The sequence below is a fragment of the Streptomyces azureus genome (assembly GCF_001270025.1).
In the GTDB taxonomy this organism is placed as follows: domain Bacteria; phylum Actinomycetota; class Actinomycetes; order Streptomycetales; family Streptomycetaceae; genus Streptomyces; species Streptomyces azureus.
The window spans coordinates 32,559-49,866 of sequence record NZ_DF968221.1 but is presented as its reverse complement, the minus strand read 5'-3'; the positions used below and the strand labels follow the sequence as shown (position 1 = coordinate 49,866).

16 protein-coding genes are annotated in these 17,308 nt (G+C 73.5%); 9 read left to right on the top strand and 7 right to left on the bottom strand.

Going from position 1 to position 17,308, the window contains the following annotated elements; all coding sequences use genetic code 11:
* Positions 1 to 63 precede the first annotated feature (63 nt).
* Positions 64 to 1,563 carry an SCO1417 family PLP biosynthesis transcription factor gene (locus AOQ53_RS07485; RefSeq protein WP_059416087.1) on the top strand — a complete coding sequence of 500 codons (1,500 nt, stop codon included), beginning with the start codon at positions 64 to 66 and terminating at the stop codon, positions 1,561 to 1,563.
* A 58-nt stretch (positions 1,564 to 1,621) separates the two neighbouring features.
* Here AOQ53_RS07485 and AOQ53_RS07480 read toward each other — a convergent pair whose 3' ends face one another.
* Both AOQ53_RS07480 and AOQ53_RS07475 read right to left on the bottom strand, forming a co-directional pair.
* Positions 1,622 to 3,292 carry a P-loop NTPase family protein gene (locus AOQ53_RS07480; protein ID WP_059416085.1) on the bottom strand — a complete coding sequence of 557 codons (1,671 nt, stop codon included), beginning with the start codon at positions 3,290 to 3,292 and terminating at the stop codon, positions 1,622 to 1,624.
* 53 nt (positions 3,293 to 3,345) lie between these two features.
* Entirely contained in the window at positions 3,346 to 3,540 is a 195-nt protein-coding gene (locus AOQ53_RS07475) for a hypothetical protein (protein WP_059416083.1), read from the bottom strand.
* 296 nt (positions 3,541 to 3,836) lie between these two features.
* On the opposite strand from AOQ53_RS07475, the gene AOQ53_RS07470 reads away from it, so the two are divergent.
* The 5 genes from AOQ53_RS07470 to AOQ53_RS07450 all read left to right on the top strand — a co-directional run bounded on the left by AOQ53_RS07470 (position 3,837) and on the right by AOQ53_RS07450 (position 9,352).
* Positions 3,837 to 4,229, top strand: coding sequence for an ankyrin repeat domain-containing protein (locus tag AOQ53_RS07470; RefSeq protein WP_059416082.1), 393 nt, complete (start codon positions 3,837 to 3,839; stop codon positions 4,227 to 4,229).
* 300 nt (positions 4,230 to 4,529) lie between these two features.
* Complete coding sequence (locus AOQ53_RS07465) at positions 4,530 to 5,948, top strand: hypothetical protein (protein ID WP_059416081.1); 1,419 nt, start codon at positions 4,530 to 4,532, stop codon at positions 5,946 to 5,948.
* A gap of 208 nt (positions 5,949 to 6,156) precedes the next feature.
* Entirely contained in the window at positions 6,157 to 7,284 is a 1,128-nt protein-coding gene (locus tag AOQ53_RS07460) for a glycosyltransferase family 4 protein (protein WP_059416080.1), read from the top strand.
* Complete coding sequence (locus tag AOQ53_RS07455) at positions 7,281 to 8,468, top strand: glycosyltransferase (RefSeq protein WP_059416078.1); 1,188 nt, start codon at positions 7,281 to 7,283, stop codon at positions 8,466 to 8,468. Before AOQ53_RS07460 ends, AOQ53_RS07455 begins: the two co-directional genes overlap by 4 nt.
* Positions 8,465 to 9,352, top strand: coding sequence for an SGNH/GDSL hydrolase family protein (locus tag AOQ53_RS07450; protein ID WP_059416077.1), 888 nt, complete (start codon positions 8,465 to 8,467; stop codon positions 9,350 to 9,352). Before AOQ53_RS07455 ends, AOQ53_RS07450 begins: the two co-directional genes overlap by 4 nt.
* A 33-nt stretch (positions 9,353 to 9,385) precedes the next feature.
* On the opposite strand, the gene AOQ53_RS07445 is transcribed toward AOQ53_RS07450, so the two are convergent.
* The 5 genes from AOQ53_RS07445 to AOQ53_RS07425 are packed head-to-tail and all read right to left on the bottom strand — an operon-like array spanning position 9,386 to position 13,783.
* Positions 9,386 to 10,255, bottom strand: a complete 870-nt coding sequence (locus tag AOQ53_RS07445; protein WP_059416076.1) for a 5-oxoprolinase subunit C family protein — start codon at positions 10,253 to 10,255, stop codon at positions 9,386 to 9,388.
* Positions 10,252 to 10,878 (bottom strand): 5-oxoprolinase subunit PxpB, encoded by a 627-nt coding sequence (gene pxpB, locus AOQ53_RS07440; RefSeq protein ID WP_059416075.1) that lies wholly within the window; start codon positions 10,876 to 10,878, stop codon positions 10,252 to 10,254. Before pxpB ends, AOQ53_RS07445 begins: the two co-directional genes overlap by 4 nt.
* Entirely contained in the window at positions 10,875 to 11,633 is a 759-nt protein-coding gene (locus AOQ53_RS07435; protein ID WP_059416073.1) for a LamB/YcsF family protein, read from the bottom strand. Before AOQ53_RS07435 ends, pxpB begins: the two co-directional genes overlap by 4 nt.
* A gap of 18 nt (positions 11,634 to 11,651) precedes the next feature.
* Positions 11,652 to 12,485, bottom strand: coding sequence for a putative hydro-lyase (locus AOQ53_RS07430; RefSeq protein ID WP_059416071.1), 834 nt, complete (start codon positions 12,483 to 12,485; stop codon positions 11,652 to 11,654).
* Positions 12,482 to 13,783, bottom strand: a complete 1,302-nt coding sequence (locus AOQ53_RS07425) for an MFS transporter (protein ID WP_059416070.1) — start codon at positions 13,781 to 13,783, stop codon at positions 12,482 to 12,484. The genes AOQ53_RS07430 and AOQ53_RS07425 overlap by 4 nt, the downstream gene beginning before the upstream one ends.
* Positions 13,784 to 13,953: 170 nt before the next feature.
* Between AOQ53_RS07425 and AOQ53_RS07420 the strand changes: the two genes are divergently transcribed.
* The 3 genes from AOQ53_RS07420 to AOQ53_RS07410 all read left to right on the top strand — a co-directional run bounded on the left by AOQ53_RS07420 (position 13,954) and on the right by AOQ53_RS07410 (position 17,278).
* On the top strand, positions 13,954 to 14,649 hold the full coding sequence (locus tag AOQ53_RS07420) for a GntR family transcriptional regulator (RefSeq protein WP_059416066.1): 696 nt from the start codon (positions 13,954 to 13,956) through the stop codon (positions 14,647 to 14,649).
* An 87-nt stretch (positions 14,650 to 14,736) separates the two neighbouring features.
* Positions 14,737 to 16,263 (top strand): hypothetical protein, encoded by a 1,527-nt coding sequence (locus AOQ53_RS07415; RefSeq protein ID WP_059416065.1) that lies wholly within the window; start codon positions 14,737 to 14,739, stop codon positions 16,261 to 16,263.
* A 133-nt stretch (positions 16,264 to 16,396) separates the two neighbouring features.
* On the top strand, positions 16,397 to 17,278 hold the full coding sequence (locus AOQ53_RS07410; RefSeq protein WP_059416063.1) for a hypothetical protein: 882 nt from the start codon (positions 16,397 to 16,399) through the stop codon (positions 17,276 to 17,278).
* Positions 17,279 to 17,308: the final 30 nt, after the last annotated feature.

Genomic DNA, 17,308 nt, shown 5'->3' with positions numbered 1-17,308 from the left:
ACACCCTGTGGCTTGGATGGAGAGGCCCTCCATGGCCAATCCGGGGAAGGTGGACTGATTCTCATGGCGCAGTGGACCTCGGCCGTGGGTGCGGCGCAGCTCGCACGGCTGCTCAACTCCCAGCAGGACCGCCCGGCGGGGCCCGGCACGCGCCGGCCCCCCGCCTACCGCGCGCTCGCCGACGGCATCCGCCTGCTGGTGCTCGAAGGGCGGGTCCCGGTGGCCGCCCGGCTGCCCGCCGAGCGGGAACTCGCCCTCTCCCTGTCCGTCAGCCGTACGACGGTCGCCGCCGCGTACGAGGCGCTGCGCAGCGAGGGCTTCCTGGAGTCCCGGCGCGGTGCGGGCAGCTGGACCGCCGTACCGGCCGGGAACCCGCTGCCCGCGCGTGGGCTGGAACCCCTGCCGCCCGAGGCCCTCGGCTCGATGATCGACCTGGGCTGTGCGGCGCTTCCGGCTCCCGAGCCGTGGCTCACCCGGGCCGTGCAGGGCGCGCTGGAGGAATTGCCGCCTTACGCGCACACGCACGGCGACTATCCCGCCGGGCTGCCCGCGCTGCGGTCGATGATCGCCGAGCGCTACACCGCGCGCGGGATCCCGACCATGCCCGAGCAGATCATGGTGACGACCGGTGCGATGGGCGCGATCGACGCGATCTGCCATCTGTTCGCCGGGCGGGGCGAGCGCATCGCCGTCGAGTCGCCCTCGTACGCCAATATCCTTCAGCTGATGCGGGAGGCCGGGGCCCGGCTCGTGCCCGTCGCGATGGCCGAGGGGCTCGCCGGATGGGACATGGACCGCTGGCGGCAGGTCCTGCGGGACGCCGCGCCCCGGATCGCTTACGTCGTCGCCGACTTCCACAACCCGACCGGTGCGCTCGCCGACGAGGACCAGCGGCGGCGGCTGGTCGACGCGGCCAGGTCCGCGGGGACCGTGCTGATAGCCGACGAGACGATGACCGAGCTGTGGCTCGACCCGGACGTGCGGATGCCGCGGCCGGTGTGTGCCTTCGACCCGGCCGGGTCGACGGTGATCACCGTGGGGTCGGCGAGCAAGGCCTTCTGGGCCGGGATGCGCATCGGCTGGGTGCGGGCCGCGCCGGACGTGATCCGCAGCCTCGTCGCGGCGCGGGCGTACGCGGATCTCGGTACGCCGGTGCTGGAGCAGCTGGCTGTCAACTGGCTGTTCGGCACGGACGGGTGGGAGCAGGCCGTGGAGGTGCGGCGTGAGCAGGCGCGGCAGAACCGGGACGAGATCGTGGCGGCGGTGCGGCGGAAGTTGCCCGAGTGGGAGTTCGAGGTGCCTCGGGGTGGGCTGACGCTGTGGGTGCGCACGGGGGGTCTGTCCGGGTCGCGGCTCGCGGAGGCCGGGGAGCGGGTGGGCGTGCGGGTGCCGTCCGGGCCGCGGTTCGGGGTGGACGGGGCGTTCGAGGGGTATGTGCGGTTGCCGTTCACCGTGGGAGGCGCGGTGGCTGAAGAGGCGGCCGCGCGGCTGGCCGCGGCGGCGCGGATCGTGCAGGACGGGGGCGTGGGAGCGGGCGAGTCGCCGCGTACGTTCGTGGCGTAGCCCGCGACTGCCGCGGTCGGCCCGGCTGACCGCGGCTGGGACGTCTTCGTGGGTTTCGTCAGTACTCTGGTACCGGCTTTCGTTCCGTCGGTTCCGTCAGTACCGGAACGGGCTCGGGTGCCACCGGCCCGGACTCCGGCACCGGCTCCGTCTCGGGTTCGACCGGCTCGGGTTCCCCCTGTGTCGCGTCCGGATCGGGCACCGTCTCCCCGTCCGCCGGTGTCGTACGGGGCGGGAGGAGGTCCAGTACCGCCTGGCGGTGGGCCTCGGAGGTGGCGTCGTCGTAGGGGTTGGGTGTGGCCGGGACCTGGAGGCGGTGGACCGGGCCCGTACCCAGGCGGGCGTAGCCGCGGCCGGGTGGGACCTGGTCGACGGGGGTGGTGTGCGGGGGCGCGCCGAGGACGGATTCGACCTGGTCGGCCGTCGCCGGGCCGAGGACCACGCGTGCGCGGGTGTGCTGCCGTACGGCGTCGATCAGGGCGTCGGCGCTGTCGAGCTGGTCGGCCACCACCACCGTCACGTTCGCCGGGCGGCCGTGCCGCAGGGGGACCTGGAGGAAGGACTGCGGGTCCTTGCGGTCGTCCGCGGCGGCCAGGTGCGTGAACGCCGTCGGGCGGTCCAGGAGGATCCACAGGGGACGCTTGGTGTCGTCGGGCGGCGGGTGGCCAGCCTGATGGGCGCGGTTGGCGGCGATGAGGCGGCGCTCGGTCTCGGTCGCGGCCCACTCCAGGCTGGCCAGTGCCCCGGTGAGCCCGCACTCGACGGCCAGGACGCCGTCCCGGCCGGTCAGGCAGGCGTACTCGCCCGTGCCGCCGCCGTCGACGATCACCACGTCGCCGTGCTGGAGGGCCTGGAGGGCGATGGACCGCAGCAGTGTCGAGGTGCCGCTGCCCGGCTGGCCGAGGGCGAGCAGGTGGGGCTCGGTCGAGCGCAGGCCCGTGCGCCAGACCACCGGGGGCACGTCCCGCCGCTGCTCGCCGTAGGTGAGGGGGAGCGTGCGCCGGACCTGAGTGGGGTCGGTGAAGCCGAGGACCGTCTCGCCGGGAGTGGTGACGAAACGCTGGGCGGCGATGTCGACGGGCAGCGGGAGGAGCACGCTGACCGTCAACTGGTTGTCCTCCTCGTCCCACGTGAAGTGGTATTCGCGGCCGCGGCCCGACTTCGCCGCGAGCAGGTGCTCGATCCGCGCGCGGGCCTCGGCCTCGCCGTCGGTGAAGTACGCCGGGTAACGGACCACCAGGTGCGAGACCCGGCCGCCGTCGTCGAACGCGTAGGTGGGGAAGACCTTGTCCCACGCGCCGCCGTGGGCGTAGAGCGGCTCGGGGTCCTCGGCGGTGGAGAAGTACGGCACGAGGGCCTCGTAGAGCGCCTTGAGGCGTTCTGTCTGCGACTCGTCGGGTCCGTCGGGTGCCGCCGGTGGGTGGTCCCGGCCTTTCCAGGCCGCAGCCGCCATCAGCGTGACGGCGGCGAACAGCGGTCCGTACGGCAGCAGCGCCACGACCAGGAGCACGGAGGACACCAGGAACAGCAGCGCCCCCCGCTTTTCCTTGGGGGTCTCCGTCACTCTGCGCCGCCCGGCCGCTGCCAGCCGGCGCAGACCGCGCGTGATCGTGATCAGCGGGTGGAGGACGTCGGTGGCACTGTCGGCCGCCGTCCGGGCCAGCTCCCGGCTCCGGGCGAGCTGCGCGCTGCCGTTGCTCAGAATGCGGGGGAGGGGGCGCCGGGCCACTGCTGCCTCCAGAGAGTGCGTACGGGCGGGATGCGTACGGGGAGTTGGGGGTGTCAGAACTTGATTCCGCCGAGGAGGCTCGCCAGGCTCTCGCCGCCTGCCTTGATGCTCGGGGCGATGGCCGTGCTCGCCAGATAGAAGCCGAACAGCATCGCGACCACCGCATGCGACGCCTTCAGGCCGTCCTTGCGGAGGAAGATGAAGACGACGATGCCGAGCAGGACCACGCCTGAGATCGAGAGGATCATTTGAGTTCTCCTGGTTCGCGGGGACAGTCACCATGAGTACTTCCAGGCTCACAGGATGTATCCATACGATAAAAGGTGCAACTGGGTGAAATTCGGACTATTTCCTCCGCTCGGCGGAGGGGTCCCCGGCCCGGTCGCTGGGCCGTCGCGCTCAGCGAGGTCTGGGTGATCTTTACCTCGGGCACATCGGGTCATGTGCCGCGCGAGCCAGTACCCTGGCGATTCACTCGTACGGCTGCACCGCTCGCAGGCGTACGAACCCGACGTGATGTGTGACGTGAGAGGCGGTCCGGCCGATGACCGAAGCCCCCGACCCCGAGGTCGTGGAGCTGGCGACCAAGATCTTCGATCTGGCCCGGCGGGGACAGACCGAGGCGCTCGTGGCGTACGTCGACGCGGGCGTTCCGGCCAACCTCACCAACGACCGCGGTGACTCGCTCGTGATGCTCGCCGCCTACCACGGCCATTCCGAGGCGGTACGCGCGCTGCTCGCCCGCGGAGCCGAGGCCGACCGGGTGAACGACCGGGGGCAGACCCCGCTCGCGGGAGCGGCGTTCAAGGGCGAGACGGACGTCATCAAGGCCCTCCTGGAGAGCGGCGCCGACCCGTCCGCCGGCACCCCCTCGGCGGTCGACACCGCCCGGATGTTCGGTCGGACGGAATTGCTCGAACTGTTCGGCGAGCGCTGAGCCGACCAGTCCGACCTGGAACGACAACGAAAACGGGGGAGGCGGAACGGGGCCGCCGAAATTTCGGTCGCGGCAGACGGAAGTGCCGGGTCATCATGACGACGTGGTTCACGGACGTGATGGCTGGGCAGGTGTTGCCGCACCGCGCGGGCCGTGACGCGGTCCGCAAGGGCCACCGACGAGAGGCAGAGGAAGATGGTCTACAGCAAGCAGGAAACGGCGGGCACTCCGACGTGTTGTCGCGCGGCCAGGTAGTACACGTCCCCGGTTGCGTCGACGCTTGATGTGAGGCTGTTTCCCATGTTCGATCCGGTCATAGCGCCCAGCGGTACGCTGCTCGGCCTGCTCCAGCGGGGCCGCGGCGACGGCACGCTGCACGCGCTCACCGCCCCGCGCCCCGAGGCGCTCACGGCGTTGAACCACTGCGTGCTGCGCGATCCCCGCCACGACTGGCAGGTGGAGAACCGCTCCCTCTACTACGCCCGCCTCTACCTCGACCTGAACGGCGAGCTGGACGCGGTCGAGGCCCACCTCTTCGATGCCGAGGACGTCCTCGACACCGACGAGTCGCGCACCGGCCTCGCCCTCGCCGTCCTCGGGCACCTCGCCTCCTACGGCAGACGGGACGCGCTCGAACTGCTGCGCAGGTACGCCGCCCACGGCTCCAACTGGGCCTGGGCCCTCGACGAACTGGCCCTCAGGGACGACGACGCGGGCCTGCGCGCCCTCGCCGCACCCGTCCTCGCGCGGTTCCCGGCCGATCCGGAGGGCGACGCCGAACTGGCGGCGACCGTCCGGGACGCCTTCGAACCACGGCCGTGGCGGCTGTGGGCAGAGGATCCGCGCGAATCCATCGCCACACGCGTGCGTGCCGCCCACGAGACGGGCTGTTTCGACCGCTGGCAGCGACAGATGCGGCCGACCGGGCCCCGCCCCGGGTGGAGTGTGCAGGCCGTCTTCGAATGGGCCCAGCAAGGCCTCGAACGAGGCGCCGCACTCCATATCCCGGCCGCCCGCTGTCTCACCGCCGTGGCGGGGCCCGAGGACCGGGCCGAGATCGTCCAGGCGGCGAAGGACGGCGGCGACGGCGCCAGGTGCACCGCCCTGCGCTACCTCGCCGACGGCAACGATCCCGACGCCCTCGGCCTGATCGAGGACGCCGTGGCCACCGGCTCGACGGTCGTCGTGGACGCCGCCGTCGACGCCTTCGAACGCATGCGCTCGCTCGCCGCCGTGGACCGGGCGCGCGGCTGGGCCAGGCGGCCGGACGCGCTGGGCGCCGCCGCCGGACGCGTCCTCGCCTGCCGGGGCGGGGTGCAGGACCGCGACCTGGTCCTCGCGGCACTACGCGAAGCCGTACGGGGCGAGGGCCCCGACGCACCGACCCTGTGGACCCTGGTCGACGGCACCGGACGGCTCGGCATCGCCTGCGCCGCGCCCGTGCTCCGCCACATCTACCGCGAGACCGCCTCCTCCCGTCTGCGCGGCCGGGCCGCCCGCGCCCTCGCCGCCACCGACCCCTCCTTCGCCACCGGCTTCGCCGTCGAGTGCCTGTGGGACTGCGAGGAGACCACCCGCGAGATCGCCGCCCGGCACGCCGAGACCGGAGACACCCGTGTCGTGGAGCGACTGCGCCGGCTCGCCGCCGACCCGGCCGAGGAGGCCGAGGTCCAGACGGCCGTACGCAGCCGGATCGGTCCCGAGGAGACCGCTGTGTGACGCCGCTCCGTGTGAGCGTGTGACTCCCTCTACGCAAGGACGCCGGGGCGGAATCAGGCCGCCCGGGTGAACGAGGGGTGACTCGCGGGTCAGGGGCGTATGGACGCGGCCTGACCTGCGCGGTGCGCCTCAGAACGCTCATAGGACGTTCCTCGGCCGGAAAGATCCACGTTGACGCGGCCACGTCCGGCACGGCGACAACACGGGTATGCGTGTCGTCATCGTGACCGAATCCTTTCCCCCCGATGTGAACGGCGTGGCCCACTGCGCGCTCCAGACCGCCCGGCACCTCGTCGATCGCGGTCACGCCCCCGTCGTCGTCGCCCCGGCCCCCGCGCCCGGGAACAAGCCCGACGCCGACGTGCCGTGTCCCGTCGTCCACGTCCCCTCCCTCCCGCTCCCCGGCTACCCCCAGGTCCGCGTCGCCCTCCCCAGCCGCCGCCTGGCCGCCACCCTCATCGAGCACCGTGCCGATGTCGTCCACCTCGCCAGCCCCTTCGTCCTCGGCGTGCGCGGCATGGCCGCCGCCGCCCGCCTGGGCACTCCCGCCGTCGCCGTCTACCAGACCGACCTGGCCGGATACGCCCGCACCTACATGGGTGCCGGAGAGGCCGCCGCCTGGCGGCGGATCCGCTCCGTGCACGGCGCCGCCGACCTCACCCTCGCCCCGTCCAGTGCGGCCCTGCGTGACCTGGAGACGCACGGTGTGCCCCGGGTCGAGCTGTGGCCGCGCGGCGTCGACACCGAACGTTTCCGGCCGGACCGCCGCGACGAGGCCCTGCGTCGCGAACTCGCCCCGAACGGTGAGCTGATCGTCGGCTACGTCGGCCGACTCGCCCCCGAGAAGCAGGTCGAACTCCTCGCCGGTGCCTGCGGCCTGGAGGGCGTCCGGGTGGTGGTCGTCGGCGACGGCCCGAGCCGGCCCGGCCTGGAGCAGGCGCTGCCCGGCGCGGTCTTCCTCGGCCGCCGTACCGGTGACGATCTGGCCCGGGTCTTCGCCTCGCTGGACGCCTTCGTGCACACGGGTCCCTTCGAGACCTTCTGCCAGACGGTGCAGGAGGCCATGGCCAGCGGCCTGCCCGTCGTGGCGCCCGCCGCCGGCGGGCCGCTGGACCTGGTCGCCCACGGGCGCACCGGCCTGCTGGTGCCGCCGCGCGACACGGCCGCCGTCCGGGACGCGGTGCGTGCCCTGGCGGCCGATCCCGCGCTGCGGATCGCCTTCGGCGCCGCCGGGCGGGCCGCGGTCGAGGGCCGTACCTGGGCGGCCGTCGGGGACCAGCTGATCGGGCACTACGCGAACGTGCTCGCCGCGCGCCGGACGGCGGTGGCGGCATGAGCGACTCGCATTCGGGCAACAGCAGCCGCCAGTCGCTTCGGATCGTGCGGCTCGCCAACTTCGTCGCGCCCGCGTCCGGCGGTCTGCGCACCGCCCTGCGGGAACTCGGCAAGGGCTTCAAGGCGGCGGGGCACAAGCCCGTCCTCGTGATCCCCGGTGAGCGGACGAGCGACCGGGAGACCGAGCAGGGGAGGGTGATCACCCTCCCCGGGCCGCTGCTGCCCGGCACCGGCGGCTACCGCGTGCTCGCCGACAAACGACGGGTGGCCCGGCTCCTGGAGGAGCTCGCGCCGGACCGGCTGGAGGTGTCCGACCGCACGACCCTCAGGTGGACCGGCAAGTGGGCGCGGCGCGCCCGGGTCCCGGCCGTGATGGTCTCCCACGAGACAGCCGACGGGGTGCTGCGCACCTGGGGCCTGCCCGAGGGGGCTGCCCGGCGTGCCGCCGACGCCCTCAACGTCCGTACGGCACACACGTACGCGCGCGTGGTGTGCACCACCGAGTTCGCCGAGCGGGAGTTCGTGCGGATCGGGGCACGCAACGTCGTCCGCGCCCCGCTGGGCGTCGACCTGGTGCAGCGGCACCCCGCGCTGCGCGACCCGGAGGTGCGGGCGCGGCACGCGCGCGTGGACGAGACGCTGCTGGTGATGTGCTCGCGGCTGTCCGTCGAGAAGCGGCCCGGCACGGCGCTGGACGCCCTGGAGTCGCTGCGGCGGCGCGGACGCCGGGCGGTGCTGGTGGTGGCCGGTGACGGCCCGCTGCGCGCCCGGCTCGAACAGCGGGCGCGCGAGAGCGCCCTGCCGGTCACCTTCCTCGGGCACGTCTCCGACCGCGGACTGCTCGGCGCGCTCCAGGCGTCCGCCGACGTGGCCCTGGCGCCGGGGCCCGCAGAGACGTTCGGACTCGCCGCGCTGGAGGCCATGGCATGCGGCACGCCCGTGGTGGCGAGCGCCTCGTCCGCGCTGCCGGAGGTGATCGGCGCCGCCGGGGCCGTCGCGGCGGACCACGGGGAGGCCTTCGCGGACGCCGTGGACCTGCTGCTGGAACGCCTGGAGGCGGACCGGCGCGAGGGGGCACGCGCGCGTGCGGAGTGCTTCGGGTGGGACGCGGCGGTCGACGCGTTCCTCGCCGCGCACGACGCGGCCGTCCCCGTACGCCCGTTCGTGCCCGGAGGCATGGCATGAGACCCGGGCGGTTCGGGGGGCCTTCCCGGTCCGACGGGGCCCCGAGGTTCGTGGCCCTCGGTGACTCGCTGACCGAGGGGGTGGGTGATCCCGTCGGCGACGGGGCGTGGCGCGGCTGGGCCGCGCTGCTGGCCGCCGGGCTCGGCGAGGGACCCGCCTGGTTCACCAACCTCGCGGTGAGCGGTTCGCAGACCCGGGACGTGCTGGAGCGGCAGTTGCCTGCCGCGCTGGAGCTGCGGCCCGACCTCGTGTCCGTCGTCGTCGGCGTCAACGACACCCTGCGCTGCACCTTCGACATCCAGGCCGTGGCGGCCCGGCTCGACCAGGTGTACGCGGCCCTCGCCGAGCAGGGCGCGGTCCTGCTCACCGCCTGCCTGCCCGACCCGGGCACGATGCTCGGGCTGCCGGGGGCGCTGGCCCACCCGCTGGCGCGGCGGCAGCGGGCCGTGAACGCGGTCGTCCATGCCCTGTCCGACCGGTACGGAGCTCTGCACCTGCACGCGTGCGAGGGCGACTGGATCACGGACCGCGCCATGTGGAGCGCGGACCGGCTGCACCCCGGAGAGCGCGGGCACCGGCAGCTGGCCCTGCGCTTCCACGCGCTGCTTGCGGAACACGGCCTCGCGACGGGGCCCGCCCCCTCGCCCGAGCCCGAGTTCCCCGGCCCGACCAGGTCGGCGAGCCTGCGGTGGCTGGCCACGGCCGGTACCGGCTGGGTGGCCCGCCGGTGCACCGACCTGCTGCCCCAGCTCCTGACCCTGGCCGCCGACGAGCTCCGGCACCGGGCCCGGGGCACGAGCGCCCGGCTCGATCTGCGGGCCTCGGCGGCCGTGTCCGCCGCGCTCGCCGCCCTGTCAGTGGCGGAGCAGCCGGACGCGGCCTGACGGGTCGGCAGTGACCGACGTGGTCCGACCGTTTCAGCGCCGCCGTACGGCCACGAAGCGGACCGGCGTGCCCGGAACCGCCTGGGCGGCTGCCGGAAGGTCGGCGGTGCGGACCACCGCGATCACCGGGTAGCCCCCGGTGGTCGGGTGGTCTGCGAGGAACACCACCGGCCTGCCGTCGGGCGGGACCTGGACCGCGCCCAGCACCATGCCCTCGCTGGGGAGTTCCCCGGGCCGGGCTCGCTCCAGGGCGGGTCCCTCCGTGCGCAGCCCGATGCGGTTGCTCGCGGGGGAGACCCGGTAGGGACGTGAGACGAAAGCGCGTACGGCCTCCGGCGTGAACCAGCCGTCGCGCGGGCCGAGTGTCACCCGCAGGACCAGCTCGGCCGGTGGCGCCGGCTGCGGGGCGACGTCCACGCGCGCGTGCGTGCCCGACGGCCGGCCCAGGGGCAGCACCGTGCCGTCCGTGAGAGGGGGCGGGCCGAGCCCCGACAGCAGGTCCGTCGAGCGGCTGCCGAGCACCGGCTCGACGGCGAGGCCCCCGGAGACGCCCACATAGCTGCGTACGCCCGACACGGCAGGTCCGACGTCCAGCAGCGCCCCGGCGGGCACGTGCACCGGCGCGCCCCAGGCAGCGGGCCGTCCGTCCACCGTGACCCGGCAGGGTGCGCCCGCCACGGCCACGGTGACGGTCGAACGGGGGCGCAGGGCACAGCCGTTGAGGGTCGTCTCCAGCACGGCCGCCGCGGGCGGATTGCCGGCCAGCCGGTTGACGAGGTCCGCCGCGGGCCGGTCCAGCGCCCCGGAGCGAGGCACCCCGAGGTGGGCGTGCCCGGGGCGCCCGAGGTCCTGCACGGTGGTCAGGGCCCCGGCCCGGACGACGGCGAGCGCGCGGTCGGTCACGAGAGCCCCACCGGCCCGACGGGGACGAACCGCACACGCGTGCCCGGCGACAGCAGCGCGGCCGGCACGCGCGCGTGGTCCCACAGGAGGGCGTCCGTCGTGCCGATCAGCTGCCAGCCGCCCGGCGACGAACGCGGGTACACGCCCGTGTACGGGCCCGCCAGCGCCACCGAACCGGCCGGGACGGCCGTGCGCGGGGTGGCCCGGCGCGGGACGTCGTAGCGCGGCGGCAGGCCGGTGAGGTAGCCGAAGCCGGGGGCGAAGCCGCAGAAGGCGACCCGGAACTCCGTCTCCGCGTGAATGCGGGCGACCTCCCGCTCGGACACGCCCCAGTGTGCGGCGACGTCGGCCAGGTCCGGGCCGTCGTAGCGCACGGGGATCTCGACCGCCTCACGCGCGCGTGGGGGAGCGGGCGGCAGCTCCGCGGCGGTCAGTTCGGCGGCTAGCCGGGCGGGGGAGTCGAGGCCGTCGAGGAGGACCGTGCGGGCCGCGGGCACGATCTCGCGGGCCGACAGTGAGCCCTCCGCGCGGCGTCGCAGCAGCTCGGCGTGGAGGGCCTGGGCCTCGTCGCCCGAGGAGACCTCGACGAGCAGCGCGTCGTCGCCGACCGGCAGCACCTTCATGCGAAAGCCTCCACCCGGACGCCCGACGCCTCCAGCCGCTCCCGCACCCGGCGCGCCAGCTCCACCGCGCCGGGCGTGTCGCCGTGCAGGCACAGGGAACGCGCGCGTACCTCGATCCGGGTCCCCGAGTGCGAGACGACCTCGCCGGAGCGGGCCAGGCTCAGCGACCGCTCCACGACGGTGTCGGGGTCGGTGACCACGGCGCCCTCCAGGGCGCGCGGCACGAGCGTGCCCGCCTCGGTGTACGCCCGGTCCGCGAACGCCTCCGTGACGACCGGCAGCCCGGCCTTACCGGCCAGCTCCAGCAGACGCGAGCCGGGCAGGCCCAGCACCGGCAGGGAGGCGTCCGCGAGGAGCACGCCGTCGACGACCGCGGCGGCCTGCTCCTCGTCGTGCACGACCCGGTTGTAGAGCGCGCCGTGCGGTTTCACGTAGGCCACGCGGGCGCCCGCCGCCCGTGCGAAGACCTCCAGGGCGCCGATCTGGTAGGCCACCTCGGCCGCCAGCTCGGCGGACGGCACGTCCATCGCGCGCCGCCCGAACCCGGCCAGGTCCCGGTAGGACACCTGGGCGCCGATCCGGACGCCGCGCTCGGCCGCCAGCTCGCACACCCGGCGCATGGTGACCGCGTCCCCGGCGTGGAAACCGCACGCCACGTTGGCGCTGGTGACGACCGACAGCAGCCGTTCGTCGTCGGTGAGCCGCCAGCGGCCGAAGCCCTCGCCGAGGTCTGCGTTCAAGTCGATGGAGGTCATAGCGAGTCGGGTCTCCTGTCAGGCCACGCGGTACTGCTCGTCGCGGGCGTCGGTGAGGAACATCTGCCCCGGGGCGTGCGTGAGGGCGAACGGCGGGCGCGAGGCCATCACCGCCGCCTGCGGGGTCACTCCGCAGGCCCAGAACACCGGGATGTCGTCCGGCTCGGCGGCCACCGCGTCGCCGAAGTCGGGGCGGCCGAGGTCGTCGATGCCGAGCCCCGAGGGATCGCCGCAGTGCACGGGGCTGCCGTGCACCGCCGGCAGCAGACTGCTCTCCCGGATCGCCGCCGCCAGGTGCTCCGGCGGCACCGGCCGCATGGACACCACCAGCGGCCCGTGCAGCCGCCCCGCCGGACGGCACTGCCGGCCGGTCACGTACATCGGGACGTTGCGGCCCTGCTCGATGTGGCGGATCGGAACGCCCGCCTCGCCCAGCGCCCACTCGAACGTGAAACTGCACCCGACCAGGAACGACACCAGGTCGTCCCGCCAGTACGCGCGCGCGTCCGTCGGCTCGTCCATCAGTTCGCCGTCCCGCCACACCCGGTAGCGCGGCAGGTCGGTGCGCAGGTCCGCGCCGTCGGCGAGCACGGTGGTCCAGGATCCCGCGTCCGTGACGTCGAGGACCGGGCACGGCTTGGGGTTGCGCTGGCAGAACAGCAGCATGTCGTAGGCCCAGTCGGCGGGCACCGAGATCAGGTTGACCTGGGTGTGGCCCGCCGCGACCCCGGCCGTGGGGCCCGTCAGACCCTCCCGGAAGCGGGCGCGGGCCGTTTCCGGGCTCCACGCGCGCGCGTGCTCGTCGACGAGGAGGACAGGACGGTCCTCGGTCTCGGTGCTCGTGCGGTTCACGTGAGCTCCTTCCCGCGCGTCTCCGGCAGTCCGAGCAGCGCCAGCGCCGCCAGGCCGTAGCCGATCGCCCCGAAGACCAGCGCGCCGCCCACGCCCCAGCTGTCGGCCAGGAAACCGACCGTCGTCGGGAAGACGGCACCCACCGCGCGCCCGGTGTTGTACGTGAAGCCCTGCCCCGTGCCGCGCACCGCCGTCGGGTACAGCTCGCTCAGGTAGGAGCCGAAGCCGCTGAAGATCGCCGACATGCAGAACCCGAGCGGGAAACCCAGCACCAGGACCAGGGTGTTGGCGCCGCTCGGGAGGTTCGCGTACGCCAGGATGCAGATCGCCGACAGCAGGGCGAAGAGCCAGATGTTGCGCCGCCGGCCCAGCTTGTCGGTGAGGTAACCGCCCGTCAGGTAGCCGATGAAGGCGCCCGATATCAGGAACGTCAGATAGCCTCCGGTGCCGACGACCGACAGGTCGCGCTCGGACTTGAGGTAGGTGGGCACCCAGGTGGCCAGCGTGTAGTAGCCGCCCTGGACGCCGGTCGAGAGCAGCATCGCGAAGATGGTCGTCCGCAGCAGGCCGGGCTTGAAGATCGCCGTGAACGAGCCCTTCTCCGCGCTCTGTTCACGCGCCGCTGCCGCCTCGGGCGCGTCGTGCACACTGCGCCGCAGCCAGATCACCAGCAGCGCGGGCAGCGCCCCGGTCCAGAACATGATGCGCCAGGCCAGATCGTCGCCGGCCACCGAGAAGATGACGGTGTAGGCGATCACGGCCATGCCCCAGCCCACGGCCCAGGAGCTCTGGATCGCGCCGAGCGTGCGGCCCCGGTGCTTGGCGCTCGCGTACTCGGCGACCAGGATCGCGCCGACCGCCCACTCGCCGCCGAAACCGAGGCCCTGGAGGGCGCGGAAGACCAGCAGTGTCTCGTAGTTGGGCGCGAAGCCGCAGGCGACGGTGAACACCGCGTAGGTGATCACCGTGACCATCAGCGCCTTCACCCGGCCGACGCGGTCGGCGAGCACGCCCGCGAGGGCGCCGCCGATCGCGGAGACCACCAGGGTGACCGTCGTGAAGAGGCCGGTCTGGCCGCTGTTCAGGCCGAAGTACGCGGACAGCGCGACCATGCTCAGCGGCAGCGTGAAGTAGTCGTACGAGTCCAGGGCATAGCCGCCGAAGGCACCGGCGAACGCGCGGCGGCCGCGCGGGCCCAGAGCGCGCAGCCAGCCCAACGCCCCGTCGTCCGGGGTGCGTTCAGCGGTCGCTGGGCGAGTGTCGTCGGTCAGGGCCTGCGGTGGAGGGGTCGTGCTCATGGCACCTCGCAGAAGGAGGGACGGGGGTGCTTCGGAGTGAGCCGTGCCGTGCGGAAGCGGTCGGCGCCGCGGCGAGAGGGCGACGCCGTGCGTAGTACCGTAGAGGATTGTTCAACGATCCTTCAATACCCATGTTGTTTCGTCCTTGTAATCTGCGATTGAATTCCGGCATGGCAGAGCAGTTGAGGGACCTCTCCGACGACCGGGCGCTCCTGGGGCGCACCAGCACCGCCGAACGCGTCTCGGACATCCTCAGAAGCCGGATCGCCGAGGGCTACTTCCCGCCCGGCACCCGGCTCTCGGAGGACAGCATCGGCGGGGCGCTCGGTGTCTCCCGCAACACCCTGCGCGAGGCGTTCCGGCTGCTCACGCATGAACGCCTGCTCGTCCACGAGCTGAACCGGGGAGTCTTCGTCCGAGTCCTGACCGTCGAGGACGTGGAGGACATCTACCGCACCCGGCGGCTCGTCGAGTGCGCCGTCGTGCGTGGTCTCGGCGAGCCGCCGTACGGCCTCGACGGGCTCGCGGGTGCCGTGGAGGAAGGGCGGCGGGCGGCTCGGGAAGGTGACTGGAAGGGCGTGGGCACGGCCAACATCCACTTCCACAGGGAACTGGTTGCCCTCGCCGCGAGCGAGCGGACCGACGAGTTGATGCGGAGCGTTTTCGCCGAACTGCGCCTTGCCTTCCATGTGGTGGACGAGCCGCAGCGGCTGCACGAACCGTATATTGCACGAAATGTCGCCATTCTTGAGGCTCTTCAGGTGGGGAACCGCGGGAAGGCCGAGAACCTGCTCGCCGGGTACCTCGACGACTCGCTGGAGCGGGTTGTCGAGGTGTACCAGCGGCGGGTCGGCGAGGACGGCTGAACCGAGCGGCGTCGGAGAACCCCCTGCCGCCGGGGCGTGTCCGCGTCGTTTGGGTCGTTGTCAGACCCAGGACCTAGTCTGTGCACCGTGACTTCGCCTGCATCGACGGACAGCGTTCCGCCCCAGCTCAGCGCGGGGCCGCGCCCTGCCCTGGGGCCGGCCGCCGACGAGGGCCTGGCGCGGCGCCTGCGCGCGCTCGCCTGCACCGCGCCGCTGCACGACCTCGACGCGCGCAAGGCCAACCTCGCCGGCGAGTACTCGGTGTACGGCATGGCGGAGGTCGCCCTCGCGGCCATCGACCTCGTCACCCTGAACATGGACTTCGACACGGGCGCGGACCACGACCAGATCGTCGCCCGCCTCGTCCCGCGCATCGCCGCCCAGGCCCCGCAGCGCCCCGCCGCCGAGCACGAGCGGGTGGCCCGCTGGGTCCTGGAGAATCTCATCAACGTCGGCAGCGTCGACCGCGGCTTCCGCGCGGTGTACGGCACGTTCGGGGCGGACGGCACGTATGTGCGCCGTGACTACGACTTCAAGCTGATCGAAGAGGTCCCGGGCCCGGGCGGCACGGTCTACCTGCGGACGACGGACGAGGCGGTCAACGTCCTCGTCGGTGCCCTCGACACGGACGTCACCAGCGCGCAGATCGCCGCCGAGGTGAAGCTGGAGGTGCTGATCAGCCGCGGCCGGCTCGCCGACGCCCAGCTCGCGGCCGAACAGGCCCGCTACCGCACCGTGCAGTACTCGGAGACCCTGCGCCGCGCCCTGGACGCGACCCGGCGCAATGTACGCGCGGTGGACTGGCTCACCACCGTGCCCGACATGATCGCCGAGGCCCTGGAGCACGTGGCCGACCGCTACCGCCACGAGAACGCGATCCTCACCAACATCCGCAAGGCCCGCGACGAGTCCGAGGACCCCGAGCACAAGCGCCGCGCCGCCGAGCTCGTCGACATCGTCAAGGACTGCATCCGGCGGCACACGCAGTTGCAGTCCCGGCTGCTGGAGGCCGGGCCGCTGTTCCGCGCCGAGCAGGACCGGCAGGCCTTCGCCACGCCGATGACGACGTCGGGGATCGACCTGTACGGGCATCTCGTCTCGCCCGTCCTGCCGCTGCCGCTGGAGCAGGCCGTGCGGGTCACGGACGCCTTCTTCGGGCGCGGCACCGGGTTGCGTACGCCGGTGTCCGTCCGGGTCGGGGACCTGGTCGACATACTGCTGACGCCGCCGGTGGAGCGGGAGCATCTGGGCGCGGAGATGCCCGAGCCGGATCTCATCGCCACGCCCGACGACAGCCGGTTCAGCGAGGAGCAGATGGCGGCCGCGCAGGAGCTGCTCGACCTGCCGGCGGACGCGCCGCGCCGGTTGTCCGGGTTGCTGGCCGACGCCCGTCGGCAGGATCCCGAGCTGCCGTATCTGGTGGCCCTGCTGGCGGTGCATGCGGCGAGTCCGCCGGTCGGTACGGCCTATCGCCAGGGCGAGCAGAAGTTGCTGTTCGCCGTGGACGACGGGACCGAGCTCGATGATCCGGAGTTCGGCGGGGCGGATCTGATCGTCGGCACCGCGCTGCTGGACGCGGCGGGGATGGCGGCGGATCGGACGGAGGCCGCGTGATGTGTTCGCCGGTGGGCGGGTGCGGCTCCGTTGTGGCTGGTCGCGCCCGCGCGGCGGAGCCGCACATGTCACAGCCCCGCGCCCCTGAGGGCGATGGCCTTCACCCTGTTTTCGAGACCGAGGAGTTCAAGCCGTGAGCGAGCACGTCGAGTGGAGTGAGCCGGAGGGGACGGCCCCCGCGGCCACCGCCGCCGTCACCCCCGCCGACGCCGCCGACGCGGCGCGGCTCGTTTCCTTCGGGTTGCAGCCCAAGCTTCAGCCCGCCCGTGACCAGGAGTACGCGGATCTGCTGCGGCGCTATCGCGAGGACCCGCCGTTCGCGCGGCTCGCCGACGCGGTGGCGACCGGACTGGGGCTGATCGTGCTGGAGGTGTCCCCGCGCGCGGGCATGGCCGTGACCGCCGCCGAGGACTCCGTGTTCGCCGTCCGCATGGGCGACTACGCGCGTCGTACGTCCGCCGACGGTGGCGACCGGTTCCTGCACGGGCTGGCCCATCTCGCCGTCGCCGCTATGGCGTTCCCGCGCCCCGAGGACCTCGCCGACGACGGCTACATCGGCCGCGTCACGGTCAACGGCGTCGACGCCTTCGTCCGCCAGGCCTGCCGCCGGCTGGAAGAGCGCGCCGCCGGACAGGGCGAGAACACCGACCCGGCGACCGACGCGCCCGGCCTGGAGGCCGCCTGGCGGATCTGGGTCCGGCGCAGCGCGACCGGGGCCACCAAGGACGCGCGCCGGCTCGCCGGTTCGACCACCGGCATCGTCGCCAAGGCCGTCGCGTTCCTCACCGACTCCGGATTCCTCCAGCGCACCGGCGACGACAACGGCGGCACCTACCGCACGACGGCCCGCTACCAGCTCCAAGTCCGCGACATGGCCGGCAGCGCCGCCCTGGCCGAACTGCTGGAGCTGGGCGTCGTCCCGGTCACCGACGGCACGCCGACGCTGCTGCCCCCCGAGGAGGGCGACGACCTGGAGCTGGTCGCCGACGCCGGGCTGCCGTTCCACTCCTCCTGAACTCCCCATCTCACGAAGACTTACGAGAGT